A 12700-nucleotide genomic window follows, 5' to 3' on the forward strand; every position below is an offset into this window, starting at 1 on the left:
TCAATACACCACGCGTTGACATCCATGCGTGTTATTTTTTCGCCGCTGCCGGGCCCGGAGCGGGTGCCGCCGCAGGCGGCGCACCGGCCGCCAGCCCCGAAGCGACAGCAGCGGAAGCGGCATCGGTCACCGGCAGCTCTATCGCCGATCCATCGCGCAGGACATTTTCTTCCGTGCGTTTGTTCATGACGATGATGCTGATGCGCCGGTTGATCGGATTGAAGGGGTCGAGCTTGTCCAGGTGAGCGGCCGAGCCCAGTCCCACCACGCGCAATACTTTTTCTTCCTTCATGCCGCCGATCACCAGTTCGCGCCGCGACGCATTCGCGCGGTCAGCCGACAATTCCCAGTTGCTGTAGCCGGCATCGCTCATGTAGGGCGTCGAGTCCGTGTGCCCGGACAGGCCGATGCGGTTCGGCACTTCATTGAGCACCGAACCGATGGCATGCAGGATTTCCTTGGTATATGGTTGCAGATTCGCATTGGCGAGCGCAAACATCGGACGATTCTGCTCGTCGACGATCTGGATGCGCAAGCCTTCGCTGGTGATATCGAGCAGCAACTGGTTCTTGTATTTTTTCAGCAGTGGATTGGCATCGATGGTCGCCTCAATGCGCGCCTTGAGCGCCTGCAGGCGCTTGCCTTCCTCACGCTCAAGCGCGGCCTTGGCGGAATTGAGGTCAAACGACTTGCGCTGCTGAGTTTCCTGTGCCTTGCGCACTTCACCATCCTGGCGCGACAGGTCCTGGCCGCCGCCCTGGATCACGGAATTGCTCTCGCCGCTGCCGGAGCCGCCCGCCATCGCCACTTTCAGGGGTGTCTTGAAAAATTCCGATATGCCGTTCAAGTCGCCCTTCGACGTGGAGCCCAACAGCCACATCAGCAGGAAGAAGGCCATCATGGCCGTGACGAAGTCGGCGTAGGCGATTTTCCACGCCCCGCCATGGTGCCCACCGGCCGTTTTCTTGATGCGCTTGACAATAATCGGGCGCATGCCTTCATCGGCCATGGCGTCCCCCTTCCGTGTGCTGCAAATGACTCATGGTGTTCAGGCGTATGTTCACTGCTTACTTCGTTTTCGATTTCTTGATGTGGTCTTCCAGCTCGTTGAACGTCGGGCGCTCGGTCGAGAACAGGACCTTGCGGCCGAACTCCACGGCCAGCGCCGGCGCATAACCGTTCAGGCTGGCCAGCAGGGTTACTTTCACGCACTGAAACATCTTGCTCGACTCTTCCAGCTTCTGCTCCAGCAGGCTGGCCAGTGGGCCCACGAAACCATAGGCCAGCAAGATGCCGAGGAAGGTGCCGACCAGCGCGTGCGCGATCAGCATGCCAAGCTCGGCTGGGGGTATGCCCACCGATTCCATCGTGTGCACCACGCCCATGACGGCGGCGACGATACCGAAAGCGGGCAAGCCATCGCCCACCTTGGCAATCACGTGGGCTGGCACAGCGCCTTCGTGATGGTGCGTCTCGATTTCGTTGTCCATCAAGTTTTCGATCTGGAAGGCATCCATATTGCCCGATACCATCAGGCGCAGGTAATCGGTCATGAATTCGACGATGTGGTGATCGGCCAGCACGGCCGGATACTTGGAAAACAAAGGACTTTCTTCGGGCTTGTCGATATCGCCTTCGATCGACATCAAGCCTTCCTTGCGCACCTTGCTGAGCACTTCGAACAGCAGCGACATCAGTTCCATGTACAGCTCTTTGGTATAGCGCGAGCCTTTGAACAGGCTGGGCAAGGCGGCGATCGTCGCCTTGATCGCCTTGTTATTGTTACCAACAAGGAAGGCGCCCAGGGCGGCGCCGCCGATCATCAGCAACTCCAGCGGCTGGAACAGCGCCGCCAGATGGCCGCCAGCCAGCGCAAAGCCGCCAAAGACCGAGGCGCAGACGATGATGTATCCGATTATGACTAACAAGTGCCCTGACTCCCAATAATGGCCGGGGCTGTGTGCCCGGCATGTTCAAACCTGTTCCTGCCCTCTGGCGGCTGCGCCGCCGACGAAGACAGCGGCAAAAAAAAGTAACCGGAAGTTAATTGAAATGCCCTGCTTTTCAACGCAATTCCGAGAAAATGCCGTGTGGAACTACAATAACGTGAGATTGCCCTCCGGGCAAGCAAATAACGCAGACAATTGCTTAAAAGCACCATATGTAAAGCAAAGGGCCACCCTCTGTGGCGGCGATGGTCTTATCGGGTTCGCGTGCCGCAATCTGAAATTCGTAACTAAGAAGCATGCTACCGGGCAACATTTCCCTTTCCGCCTTGCCCCACAGGGCCGCCATCGCCGCCGGCGACAAGTAGGCAAAGACCGCATCGTAGCGGCTGAAATCGAGCGCTTCGTAGTCGCCGCGCAGGAAGCGCGCGCGACTCCCCGACAGCCGCGCGCGCAGGCGGCTTGCCAGCCACGGCAGCGGCGCCAGCTCGATGCCGGAAAACTGCCCATCGGGACGGCGTCGCGCGAGGTCCAGCACCAGGCCGCCCAGGCCGCTACCTATATCAACCAGACGCACGCCGGGACGGTCCGCGATCAACTCGGCGACCGCATGCCACACGCGCGGCCCTGACGGATAGAACGGCACTTGGGTACGAAACGTGGACCAATACAGGCTCAACAGGAAAACAAAGGCCGCCAGGAACACGGCCGGGGGCCAGTGAAGCAGGCTGGCCGCCAGCAGCGCGGGCGCAAACAGCAGGCCGATGGCACACCACCAGCGCGCCAGGCCAGCGCGCCAGGTAATGAGGGCCGCCAGCACACCTTGCAGCAAGGCCACGACTGGCAATGACATGACCACCCCTGCGCGCGCCAAGCAATAGACCAATAGCAACATCAAAGGAAAAGCCAGCACCTGGATCAGGATGGCCTTGAGCGCGGGCGCACGCAGGATTTGTTGCAGCATGGGACAGTCGTCGGAGGAAAACGCCAGTGTAAGCGAAAGCAGCATGAAAAAGCCGGAGTCCGGTCTGGCGACCGGCTCCGGCTGGTACGATGCGGAGCAATCTCAGGTGCTTATGCTCGGTGGGCAACAGCGGCCGCTTCATCGCGCGCCTTCTTGGTCTTGCCGGCACGCGAAGGCATGTGGCACAGGCCGCAGACATAATCGGAATTCAGGTCGAGGCAGTTGACGACAAACTTGCCGCCACACTTGCCGCAGGGTGCCATGTCCAGCATTTTGCTGCTGAAAAAGCGCACCAGTGTCCAGGCCCGCGTCAGCGAGAGCAGCGGCTCTTCACCGGCTTCGGGCGGCATCTGCTCCAGATACAGTTTATACGCCTTCATCACGGCTTCGATACCGGTGGCGCCAGCGTGGTCGACAAGGAATTTATGGATATTAATGAACAGCGAGGAATGGATATTCGGCTGCCAGGTGAGGAACCAGTCGGTGGAAAAGGGCAGCATACCCTTGGGCGGCGAGACGCCTTTCAATTCCTTGTACAGGTTCAGCAGGCGTTCGCGCGACAGCGAGACTTCCGTCTCCAGCAGTTGCAGGCGTGCGCCCAGCTGTATTAACTCGATGGCCAGCTGGATTTCTTGCGCTTCCGATACGACACTTTTCTTGGCCATGCTGACTGCTCCGGGACTGACGAGTACTAATTTAAAAACTTAGGCGATTTCTTCGACGCCCTGGCCGGCCATCAGGATAGCGGCATGCGACTGGGCCAGCGAGCGGTCTTTATTGTAGTTCGTCAACATACCCAGGATGGCGCTGTCGTCGAAGCGGAAGCGGGCCAGCATCATGTTGCCGCCAGCGAGCTTCAGGATCTGCGCGTTGCTCATGCCTTCGATCAATTCGGCGATTTCAGCGGCGATGCCCAAACGGAAGATGGCCGTTACCTTGTCCGCACGAATCATTTGCTGGGCCAGCATCAGGTAGCTCAGGTTAGCGTCGCGAATCTCAGCCATCATGTCGTTAGCAGTCATTTCCATCTCCTCAATCCGTTGAATTCAGCTGGCGTTGTATGTTGCCAGTGAGATACATTCTGCAGGAGCAACATCAAATGCAACAGAGGCGAAGCACTGTATTTTTGGTCGGGAAATGACGGGCAGGACCGTAGGTGTTTGTCTGACAAACACTACTCGATCATGGTCGCACGCCCGTAACGGCGCGGATGTGGGAGGTGGCCGCTGTGTGGGATTTACCCAGTTTCAGGCCTGTAAAAAATATCACTTTTTTACAACAACTTGACCAAAGTCAAGTCTGCTTACCTAGATAACGGCTGCCTTGACAGGAACTTTAGGGTTTTTTTGAAAAATATTTAAAAACCCGCATTCTTTTTGGCGGCTTGACGCCGTTCATGTAATCGTTGACGGCGGCGTCTGGCTAAACTTTAGGGTGATTTGAAAATATTTTAAAAAAAAGGTGATTTATTTCGTTGACGCCCGGCAAAGAGATAATTTCCGCACCCCATCCGGGGCGAAAATTCCGCATTTTGGCGGGGATTTGCTACACTGCCTGCTTCCGCACAATACTTTAAGCCTCAAGCAATATCATGTCATTGAGACAAGTATCAACATGAAAGCCACCATGATTTCTCGACACGACTGCAGCGCGCGCGATCTCGACGATCCCCTGGCGCCCCTGCGCCAGCAATTCGACTTGCCGCAAGGCGTGATTTACCTCGATGGCAATTCCCTGGGTGCGCGGCCGAAAGCGGCCCTTGCCCGCGCCCAGCACGTCATCACGGCCGAATGGGGCACCGACCTGATCCGCAGCTGGAATACCGCCGGTTGGTTCGATTTGCCCAAGCGCCTGGGCGACCGCCTGGCCCCCCTGCTGGGCGCCGGCACGGGTGAAGTGGCGATCACCGACACCACCTCCGTCAACCTGTTCAAGGCCCTGGCCGCCGCCCTGCAGATGCAGGCCAGCGATCCCGCGCATGCCGCGCGCAGAATCATCGTCAGCGAACGCAGCAACTTCCCCACCGACCTGTACATGGCGCAAGGTCTTGCCGACTGGCTCGATCGCGGCTACCAGCTGCGCCTGGTCGACAGCCCCGAGGAGCTGGCGCAGGCCATAGCCGCCGATTGTGCCGTCGCCATGCTCACGCACGTCAACTACCGTACCGGCTACCAGCACGACATGGCAGCCATCAGCAGCCATTGCCACGCGCAAGGCGCGCTGGCGCTGTGGGACCTGGCCCATTCGGCCGGCGCCGTGCCGCTGGACCTGAACGGCGCCGGCGCCGACCTGGCCGTTGGCTGCACCTATAAATACCTGAACGGCGGCCCAGGCTCGCCCGCCTTCATCTGGGTACCCGAAAAACACCAGGCGCGCTTCCGCCAGCCGCTGTCCGGCTGGTGGGGCCACGCTACGCCGTTCGCCATGGATCCGGGCTTTGCGCCCGCCGACGGCATCGCCCGCGCCCTGTGCGGCACGCAGCCCATCGTCTCGCTGGCCCTGGTCGAATGCGGCCTGGAGATCTTTGCGCAGACGAGCATGGAAGCCATCCGGCGCAAGTCGCTGGCTCTGACGGACCTGTTCATCGCCCTGGTGGAACAGCGCTGCGCCAGCCATCCGCTGGGCCTCGTCACGCCGCGCGAGCATGCGCGGCGCGGCAGCCAGGTCAGCTTCACGCATCCGCACGGCTATGCCGTGATGCAGGCGCTGATCGCGCGCGGCGTGATCGGCGACTACCGCGAGCCGGCCATCATGCGCTTCGGTTTCACACCCCTGTACACGAGCTTTGCCGACGTGTGGGATGCCGTGGAAATCCTGCGCGACATCCTCGACACCCAAGCCTATGACATCGCCGCCAAGCGCGATGCCGTCACCTGAAGCATCCCATGAGCGACGACAAGAATATGAACAAGGAAAACACCAGCGGCTGCCCCATGCATGCGGGCGCCCAGGATGCGCAGTGGCATGGCGCGCAGATGGATTTCAGCGAATCGATGAGCTACGGTAACTACCTGGCACTGGACCGCATCCTGACGGCCCAGCATCCGCTGTCGCCGAACCACAACGAAATGCTGTTCATCGTGCAGCACCAGACGAGCGAACTGTGGATGAAGCTGATGCTGCACGAAATGCACGCCGTGCGCGCCAACCTGCAAAGCGGCGACCTGGCGCCCGCTTTTAAAATGCTGGCCCGCGTGGCGCGCATCATGGACCAGCTGGTGCATGCCTGGGACGTACTGGCCACCATGACGCCACCCGAATACACAGCCATCCGTCCCTACCTGGGCGCCTCGTCCGGCTTCCAGTCCTTCCAGTACCGCGAAATCGAATTCATCCTGGGGAACAAGAACGCCGCCCTGCTGAATGTACATACGACGGCACCCGACACCTACAAAGTGCTCGATGCCGCCCTGCGCTCGCCATCCGTCTACGATGAAGCCATCAAGCTGCTGGCGCGCAGCGGCCTGCCCATCGCGCCCGAGCGCCTGAACGCCGACTGGACCCTGCCAACCACCACCGACGCCTCGGTAAAAGCGGCCTGGCTGGAAGTCTACCGCGACCCGTCGAAACACTGGGCCCTGTACGAGCTAGCAGAAAAGCTGGTGGATCTGGAAACGGCCTTCCGCTTCTGGCGCTTCCGCCATGTGACGACGGTGGAACGCATCATCGGCTTCAAGACAGGTACCGGCGGCACGGCGGGCGTGAGCTATTTGCGCAAGATGCTCGACGTGGTATTGTTCCCGGAGCTTTTCGCCCTACGCACCGAACTTTAAGGAGCATCGATGTCGCCTCTCGTCCTGACCCTGGCCGGCCTGTGGAATTCCGGGCCGCAGCACTGGCAAACCCATTGGGAAGCGCGCCACCCGCAATGGTCGCGCGTGCCGCACCGGGAATGGCAGACGCCGGACAAGGACGAATGGGTGGCGGAGCTCGACAGCGCCATCGCCGCCTGCGAGCGCCCGCCCGTGCTGGCCGCGCACAGCCTGGCCTGCGCGCTGGTGGCCCATTGGGCGGCCAGCGGCTCGCCGCACAGGATCGCCGGCGCCTTCCTCGTCGCCCCCAGCGATGTAGAGGCGCCATCCTATCCCGCCGGCACGACGGGCTTTGCGCCCATGCCGCTGCAAGCCTTGCCGTTTCCCAGCCTGGTGGTGGCCAGCGGTGATGATCCCTATGTCAGCTTTGCGCGGGCACGCGCGTTTGCCGCCGCCTGGGGCAGCGATCTCACCATGATCGGCGACGCCGGCCATGTCAATGGCGATGCAGGCTACGGCCCGTGGCCGGAAGGCGAGCATATGCTGCTGGATTTTTGCGCCGCGCACCAGCCCTGAATCGGGGCGCGCACGATAGACCAGTATTTGCCCGCAAGTAAGAACACAGGCAGAATCGTGGCCTTTCCATTGCGGCGCTCTGGCGCCAGCCTCACGATGAAACGTCTGCTTCTGCCCTTGCTGCTTTGCTCCGCCCTCGCCCACGGCGCGCCCTTCTACGAAGGCAAGAGCCTCGCCCATCCCGCCATCAGCGCTTCGCAAGACAGCGGCCTGGATGTCGCCTTTCTCAAGGAAAAAGAAAGCGTCAACGGCTATTACTGCGAGTGCAAGAGCAGCAGCGCGAAACCCATTTTGCTCGACCAGTTCGGCAATGCCGTCATCCGTTCCGTCTTCTACGCCTCACTGGACAAGGAAACGGACGACAGCGTGCAAACCATGCTGGTGCTGTTCCGCCAGGGCGACAAAAATGGCTTACGCGCCTACCGCTACCATCGCAGCTCCGGCAAATACCGGCGCCTGGACGGCTTGCAGCCGGCACTGAACCGTATCGTGGCGCAAAGCAGCGCTCCCAACGCGGGACAGGTCAAGGCCGCACTGGCGAAACTGGCGCCGATGGACTACAGCGTCCCGCGCGGCAAGAGCGGCAATGCGGACTTCGACGCCATCGACCATACGCAAGGCACTATCGTCGGCTACTACAGCGATGACGGCAAGCCCGTGGCGAGCGGTGGCAAGGACGCCATCACCTACAAGAAAACCTTCCAGAAAAAAGGCGACCGCTATCTCACCGCCAGCTACACCCTGTACAGCGACGCGGGCGCGGGCATCCTGCCCAACTACCGCCTGTGGCAAGTGACGTGGGAGACGATGCCAAAGCAATTCACTGGCAGCGCAGACGGCCCGTCCGTCATTTACAGCCTGGCCTGGGACGATGGCTCGGTGGTCGAACGGGGTCAATACGTGAAAGGCAAGCGCCAGGGCCTGTGGGTACGCGAAGGCATGCACGAAGGAAGCGAAAAGGGACATTTCGTCAACGGCCTGCAGGAAGGCCTGTGGCACTTCAATTATCCCAAACAGAGCGAGAGCGGCATGTACCGGGCCGGCAAGCGCGAAGGCCGCTGGACGATCGTCAACTATGCCGCTGAAGAGGAAGTGACGGGCTTCGACACCTACGCGGGCGGCCAGCTGAATGGGCCGCACGAGCGCAGCATGGGAGGCAAGCTGCAAACGCGCGGCAACTACGTCAACGGCACGCGCCATGGAGCGTGGATCACGGAAGACGGCGACGGCAGCTTTATCGAAGGCTTGCGCGACGGGCCGTGGAAACTCAAGCTCAAGGACAAGGTCACGCAAAGCGTCACTTTCGTGAAAGGCAAAAAACAGGGCGAGGCAGTCGACACGGATGCGCAAGGCGCGCTGCGTCAGCGCGACCATTACCAGGCGGGGGTGCTGGAAGGCGCGCGCACGCGCTATCTGGGTCCTGCCGGCAAGGAATACGTGATCTACACGGCCACCTACCGCAATGGCCAGCTCGATGGCCGCGAACAGGCGTTCGACGACAGCGGCAAGATCCTGCGCCTCGATACGCTGTGGGACAACGGCAAGAAGCAGGGCCTGGACGCGCGCTACTACCCGAACGGCAAGCCGGAGCGCCTGGCCGTCATCGACCAGGGCAGACTCCTCACGCACCTGCGCGAATACTACGAAGACGGCCAGCTGCTCAACGACATCCACCGCTGCACTTTCAAAGAGTACGGCAGCACGCGCGACGACGTATGCGAATACCATCACATGTACTACCCGGACGGCAAGCCGCAGTATTACTACGCCTTCCAGTACGGCCAGCGCCAGGAAGGCTATTCGAACTACCCGAACGGCAAGCGCAAGGACGAACTGCTGGTCGACCGCGCCGCCGACACTTCCGTCGTCAACGCGTATTACGAAAGCGGCCAGCTCAAATGCACGGAACCGCGCAGCGGCCACAGCACACGCACGGTGAATGGCCAGAGCATGATCAGCTACGGCTCGGCCGACCGCGATGGCGACAATATCTGCTACCACCCGAACGGCAAGGTGGCCAGTATTTTCACTTTCCGCAAACGCGTGCTCGTCGATTGCGGCAAGCGCTTCGATGACACGGGCAAGCAGACGTTCCCGGGGCCGGAAGGCTGCCCGCCCGCCAGGCAGGTGGACTACCCCATCGGACTGTGACAATGACGCAAGCAAGACAGCCGCAGTGCATCCAGAACCCCGAGCGCATCGACGCCGGGGCGATCCGCGCCGCCATCGCGAACGACCAGAACGTGCTGGTGCAGTTCAATGCCCTGGGCGAGCCGGAGCCGCTGCTGGCCGACCTCGACGCCCTGGCCGCTACTTGCGGCACGGCGCTGACCATCCGTATCTACGGTTACGACCCGAGGGTGTTCGATGCCCGCATCCTGCGCGCGCTGCCGCATGTGGCCAGCCTGTCCATCGATTGCCACCGGCAAGCCATCCATCTGGAAGCGTTGGGCGAGCTGCGCCACCTGAAGCGCCTGAGCCTGGGCGTGTACGAGCTGGCGCAAGCCGACATACTGCAGCTGGAAAATTTACGCGGCCTCGAATACCTGAACCTGGGCGAGGCGGCCAGGAACAATATCGATCTGGCCCCCCTGCGCCACTATGCGCATCTGGCCAGCCTGGTCATCGAGGGCCACCACCAGCATATCGACACCCTCGCCGGCCTGCCGGCGCTGCATGAGCTGTCGCTGTACCGCATCAAGAACAAGGTGCCGCTGGATTTCATCTCGGAGATGGCCCGCCTGGACAGGCTGCTGTTGCAGCTGGGTGGCCGCGAATCGCTCGCGCACATCGATGCGCCGCTGTTGAAGACACTGGAAGTGATACGTGTGCGCGGCCTGGAAACGCTGGGCGATATCGGCCGTTTTCCCCTGCTGCAGGCGCTATGGGTAGAAGACCAGATCAAGCTGCGGCAGATCGTACTGGGCCCCAATCCCATGCTCGAACGCCTGGACCTGCACACCTGCAAGACGCTCGACAGCCTGCCCGGCCTCGCCACCCTGCCCACCTTGCGCCAGCTGTCGGCATCCGAGACCATGCTCGACATCGACGCGCTGCTGGCGCATGGCTTGCCCGCGTCCCTGACGCATGCGCATCTGCGCACCGGCAGGAAAACACGCGATGACGCCATCGCCGCGCAACTGGCACAACTGGGCTACGACAAGGCGCGCTTCTATTGATGCTAGCGGCTGGCCGCCAGCTTGCGCTGCCACAGCGCCACGTCGATCATCACGCCGTCCGCACCCGTGTTGCGAATGTAGACGCGGTAGCTGCCCTGCCCCATGTCGCCATCGAGGTAAGCAGTGCGTTCGTTGCGCTGGAGCCGGGCGCCCTTGGCCAGCTGGCGGTAGCGTTCCACCACCGCATCGAAACTGGCGTAGCTGCGCAGCGCCACTTCCAGGTCGCGCGGCGGGCGGCCTTCGGCATGATCCAGCACATTGTCCTGTTTCTTGCCCTTGAGCGTGAGCGGATAGGCAAATATGCCCGCGCCGGCCGAGGTCAGCACTGTGGATTTATCAAGCAGCAGCGGCAAGAGCGCCGGCGGATACGCGGGCGGCAGCTGGGCGCGGTTCCAGCCCGGCAAGGCCGGCTGCGCCAGCACATATTCGACGCTGGAGATCTTCTGCCCATCGGCGCCCGCTTCCTTGTCGCCCGCGATCAGCGCCAGCATGGGCGGCAATTGCCGGGACCAGGCCAGCAAGGGCGCCGCTTCGCCGACCAGCATGCCCTTGCGGTGGAACACCGTCAGCACTGCATTCGGGTCGGGATTGCAGACTTTCGCCAGCGGCTGGCCCTCAAGGCGGCAATGCCCGTTGACCAGGCCAAAGGCGATGATGGCGCCACGCTTGTCGAGCAGCATGGCGCCCCGTTCGCGGCCCTGCTTGCGGTCATTCATCGACGCCAGCAACTGGCGGCCATCGGCCAGCACGGTGCGCGTGGCGTCGCGCTTTTCGCTGATCGCTTCAAGCGCCTGCGCCAGCAGCAGTTCATCGTCTTCCGTGTAGCTGCCGCGCGCATAGCCGAAGAAATCGAACAGGGCCGCACGCACCTGCGCATCGTCGCTCAGGCGCGGCAAGGGACCGCCGGCCGCCAGGGAAGACAGGCTTTTCCCGGCAGGCGCCGAGGGTGCCGCCGTGGCGCGGGCGGGCTGGGAAAGGACGCAGGCCGCTGCCAGCAAGGCGCAGCCCAGGGTGCGGTAATTCGAAAAGATGATATGCATGATTCTGTCTGTCGGGAATTTGGCCGCTGTGACGGCCACGCATGACGCGCCGCTGATTCTAGCATGGCGCCAGCCCCCATGCGGTGCGGCTGGCGGACGGCGGGTGTGCCGGTGCGGCTGTTATGATGGCCGCAATGACGATCTCTCCCCCCGCCTCGACACTGCTTGTCCTCCTGCCCGGCATGGATGGTACGGCCCGACTTTTTCACCATTTTGATGCTGCCTTGCGCGCGCTCGCCGCCATCGACACCCTGGCCATCGCTTATCCGGCAGCACCGCTGGACTATGCGGCACTGGAAGCGTTCGTGCGCGAACGCTTGCCGTGCGACCGCCCTTTCGTACTGCTGGCCGAATCGTTTTCGGGACCGCTGGGGGCAGCTTTGCGCGCCGATCCGCCGCCCGGCATGCGCGCCCTGATCCTGTGCTGTTCCTTCGTGCGCAATCCGCGCCCGATGCTGGCGCCACTGCGCCACCTGCTGGACCTCGTCCCCTTTGGCGCCCTGCCCGGCTTCGCCCTGCGCCAGGCGCTGCTGGCGCCCTACGCCACGCCGCCACTGCAGGAGGAACTGGCAGCGGCGCTGGCGCAGGTGCCGCCCAGCGTGCTGCGCCAGCGCCTGCGCGCCGTGCTGGAAACAGATGCCTCTCCCAGCTTCGCGCGCGGCAGCCTGCCCGTGCTGTATCTGCGCGCCCGCCATGACCGCCTGGTGCCGCCGGCAAACGCCCTGCAGATACTGCGGCAGGCAGCGGGCGCGCAGCTGGTCGATATCGCCGCGCCGCACATGCTGCTGCAAGCGGCGCCGGAAGCGGCCGCCGGCGCGGTCGCCGCCTTTCTCACGGGTCTGTCAGCCCCGCAGGCGCCCAACCAAACGTGAACTGGCCAGCACGGCCAGCCAGCTCAAGGCGCCCGACAGCACGCTGAAATAGATGGCGCGCAACGGATGCTGGGGCAGCAGATACCCGAACACCGCCGCACCCAGCAAGCCGCACAGCAGCGGTTTCACCCTGCCGGGCGGCAGCAGCGCCAGCAGCAGATTCGTCGCCGCATACACATAGAACACCAGCAGCAAGGCCAGGCCACCGGACACGCCGCGCGAACCGAGGCTGCCGAACAGCTGCGTGTACAGGTAAAATCCCAGCCAGCTCAATACAATAAACAGCAGGCAGCCCAGCGCGTGCGCGCCCAGGCCCGCCATCAAGCGGATTTTCATGAGGCTCCCAAAAGAAAAAGCCGGCCCTTTCACGA

13 protein-coding genes are annotated in these 12700 nt (G+C 62.4%); 6 read left to right on the plus strand and 7 right to left on the minus strand.

What is annotated here, in order from left to right:
* Positions 1-31: 31 nt before the first annotated feature.
* The 5 genes from motB to flhD form a co-directional block, all read right to left on the minus strand.
* The gene (gene motB, locus C8C89_RS22385) at positions 32-1009 is read right to left on the minus strand and encodes a flagellar motor protein MotB (RefSeq protein WP_133992623.1); all 978 of its coding nucleotides are present in this window, start codon (positions 1007-1009) and stop codon (positions 32-34) included.
* A gap of 58 nt (positions 1010-1067) precedes the next feature.
* The gene (motA, locus tag C8C89_RS22390) at positions 1068-1928 is read right to left on the minus strand and encodes a flagellar motor stator protein MotA (RefSeq protein WP_077401985.1); all 861 of its coding nucleotides are present in this window, start codon (positions 1926-1928) and stop codon (positions 1068-1070) included.
* A 220-nt stretch (positions 1929-2148) separates the two neighbouring features.
* Entirely contained in the window at positions 2149-2955 is an 807-nt protein-coding gene (locus C8C89_RS22395) for a class I SAM-dependent methyltransferase (RefSeq protein WP_243858180.1), read from the minus strand.
* 65 nt (positions 2956-3020) lie between these two features.
* Entirely contained in the window at positions 3021-3575 is a 555-nt protein-coding gene (flhC, locus tag C8C89_RS22400) for a flagellar transcriptional regulator FlhC (RefSeq protein ID WP_101480493.1), read from the minus strand.
* 39 nt (positions 3576-3614) lie between these two features.
* Positions 3615-3932 (minus strand): flagellar transcriptional regulator FlhD, encoded by a 318-nt coding sequence (gene flhD / locus C8C89_RS22405; protein WP_034758381.1) that lies wholly within the window; start codon positions 3930-3932, stop codon positions 3615-3617.
* Positions 3933-4536: 604 nt separating this feature from the next.
* Here flhD and kynU point away from each other — a divergent pair.
* The 5 genes from kynU (at position 4537) to C8C89_RS22430 (ending at position 10417) form a co-directional block, all read left to right on the plus strand.
* Positions 4537-5787, plus strand: coding sequence for a kynureninase (gene kynU, locus C8C89_RS22410; RefSeq protein ID WP_133992625.1), 1251 nt, complete (start codon positions 4537-4539; stop codon positions 5785-5787).
* Positions 5788-5795: 8 nt separating this feature from the next.
* On the plus strand, positions 5796-6683 hold the full coding sequence (gene kynA / locus C8C89_RS22415) for a tryptophan 2,3-dioxygenase (protein ID WP_133992627.1): 888 nt from the start codon (positions 5796-5798) through the stop codon (positions 6681-6683).
* Positions 6684-6692: 9 nt separating this feature from the next.
* Complete coding sequence (locus C8C89_RS22420) at positions 6693-7238, plus strand: alpha/beta hydrolase (protein ID WP_133992629.1); 546 nt, start codon at positions 6693-6695, stop codon at positions 7236-7238.
* A 96-nt stretch (positions 7239-7334) separates the two neighbouring features.
* Positions 7335-9389 carry a hypothetical protein gene (locus C8C89_RS22425; RefSeq protein ID WP_133992631.1) on the plus strand — a complete coding sequence of 685 codons (2055 nt, stop codon included), beginning with the start codon at positions 7335-7337 and terminating at the stop codon, positions 9387-9389.
* A 2-nt stretch (positions 9390-9391) separates the two neighbouring features.
* Positions 9392-10417, plus strand: a complete 1026-nt coding sequence (locus tag C8C89_RS22430; RefSeq protein ID WP_133992633.1) for a hypothetical protein — start codon at positions 9392-9394, stop codon at positions 10415-10417.
* Positions 10418-10419: 2 nt separating this feature from the next.
* Here the strand turns inward: C8C89_RS22430 and C8C89_RS22435 are convergent, their stop codons facing one another.
* A complete protein-coding gene (locus C8C89_RS22435; protein WP_101480488.1) occupies positions 10420-11457 on the minus strand; it encodes a hypothetical protein in 1038 nt (345 codons plus the stop codon).
* Positions 11458-11591: 134 nt separating this feature from the next.
* Between C8C89_RS22435 and C8C89_RS22440 the strand changes: the two genes are divergently transcribed.
* Positions 11592-12329: an alpha/beta fold hydrolase gene (locus C8C89_RS22440; protein WP_133992635.1), complete on the plus strand. Its 738-nt coding sequence runs from the start codon at positions 11592-11594 to the stop codon at positions 12327-12329.
* Here the strand turns inward: C8C89_RS22440 and C8C89_RS22445 are convergent.
* Positions 12300-12665 (minus strand): hypothetical protein, encoded by a 366-nt coding sequence (locus C8C89_RS22445; protein WP_133992637.1) that lies wholly within the window; start codon positions 12663-12665, stop codon positions 12300-12302. The two genes, C8C89_RS22440 and C8C89_RS22445, sit on opposite strands and share 30 nt — an antisense overlap.
* Positions 12666-12700: the final 35 nt, after the last annotated feature.

The sequence above is a fragment of the Janthinobacterium sp. 75 genome, assembly GCF_004365495.1.
Classification (GTDB): Bacteria; Pseudomonadota; Gammaproteobacteria; order Burkholderiales; family Burkholderiaceae_D; genus Janthinobacterium.

What these genes read in the sequence shown, in the direction of transcription:
- motB (WP_133992623.1), bottom strand. Translation starts at nt 1,009, where the DNA reads ATGGCCGATGAAGGCATGCGCCCGATTATTGTCAAGCGCATCAAGAAA.
- C8C89_RS22395 (WP_243858180.1), bottom strand. Translation starts at nt 2,955, where the DNA reads ATGCTGCTTTCGCTTACACTGGCGTTTTCCTCCGACGACTGTCCCATG.
- flhC (WP_101480493.1), bottom strand. Translation starts at nt 3,575, where the DNA reads ATGGCCAAGAAAAGTGTCGTATCGGAAGCGCAAGAAATCCAGCTGGCC.
- flhD (WP_034758381.1), bottom strand. Translation starts at nt 3,932, where the DNA reads ATGACTGCTAACGACATGATGGCTGAGATTCGCGACGCTAACCTGAGC.
- kynU (WP_133992625.1), top strand. Translation starts at nt 4,537, where the DNA reads ATGATTTCTCGACACGACTGCAGCGCGCGCGATCTCGACGATCCCCTG.
- kynA (WP_133992627.1), top strand. Translation starts at nt 5,796, where the DNA reads ATGAGCGACGACAAGAATATGAACAAGGAAAACACCAGCGGCTGCCCC.
- C8C89_RS22420 (WP_133992629.1), top strand. Translation starts at nt 6,693, where the DNA reads ATGTCGCCTCTCGTCCTGACCCTGGCCGGCCTGTGGAATTCCGGGCCG.
- C8C89_RS22425 (WP_133992631.1), top strand. Translation starts at nt 7,335, where the DNA reads ATGAAACGTCTGCTTCTGCCCTTGCTGCTTTGCTCCGCCCTCGCCCAC.
- C8C89_RS22430 (WP_133992633.1), top strand. Translation starts at nt 9,392, where the DNA reads ATGACGCAAGCAAGACAGCCGCAGTGCATCCAGAACCCCGAGCGCATC.
- C8C89_RS22435 (WP_101480488.1), bottom strand. Translation starts at nt 11,457, where the DNA reads ATGCATATCATCTTTTCGAATTACCGCACCCTGGGCTGCGCCTTGCTG.
- C8C89_RS22440 (WP_133992635.1), top strand. Translation starts at nt 11,592, where the DNA reads ATGACGATCTCTCCCCCCGCCTCGACACTGCTTGTCCTCCTGCCCGGC.
- C8C89_RS22445 (WP_133992637.1), bottom strand. Translation starts at nt 12,665, where the DNA reads ATGAAAATCCGCTTGATGGCGGGCCTGGGCGCGCACGCGCTGGGCTGC.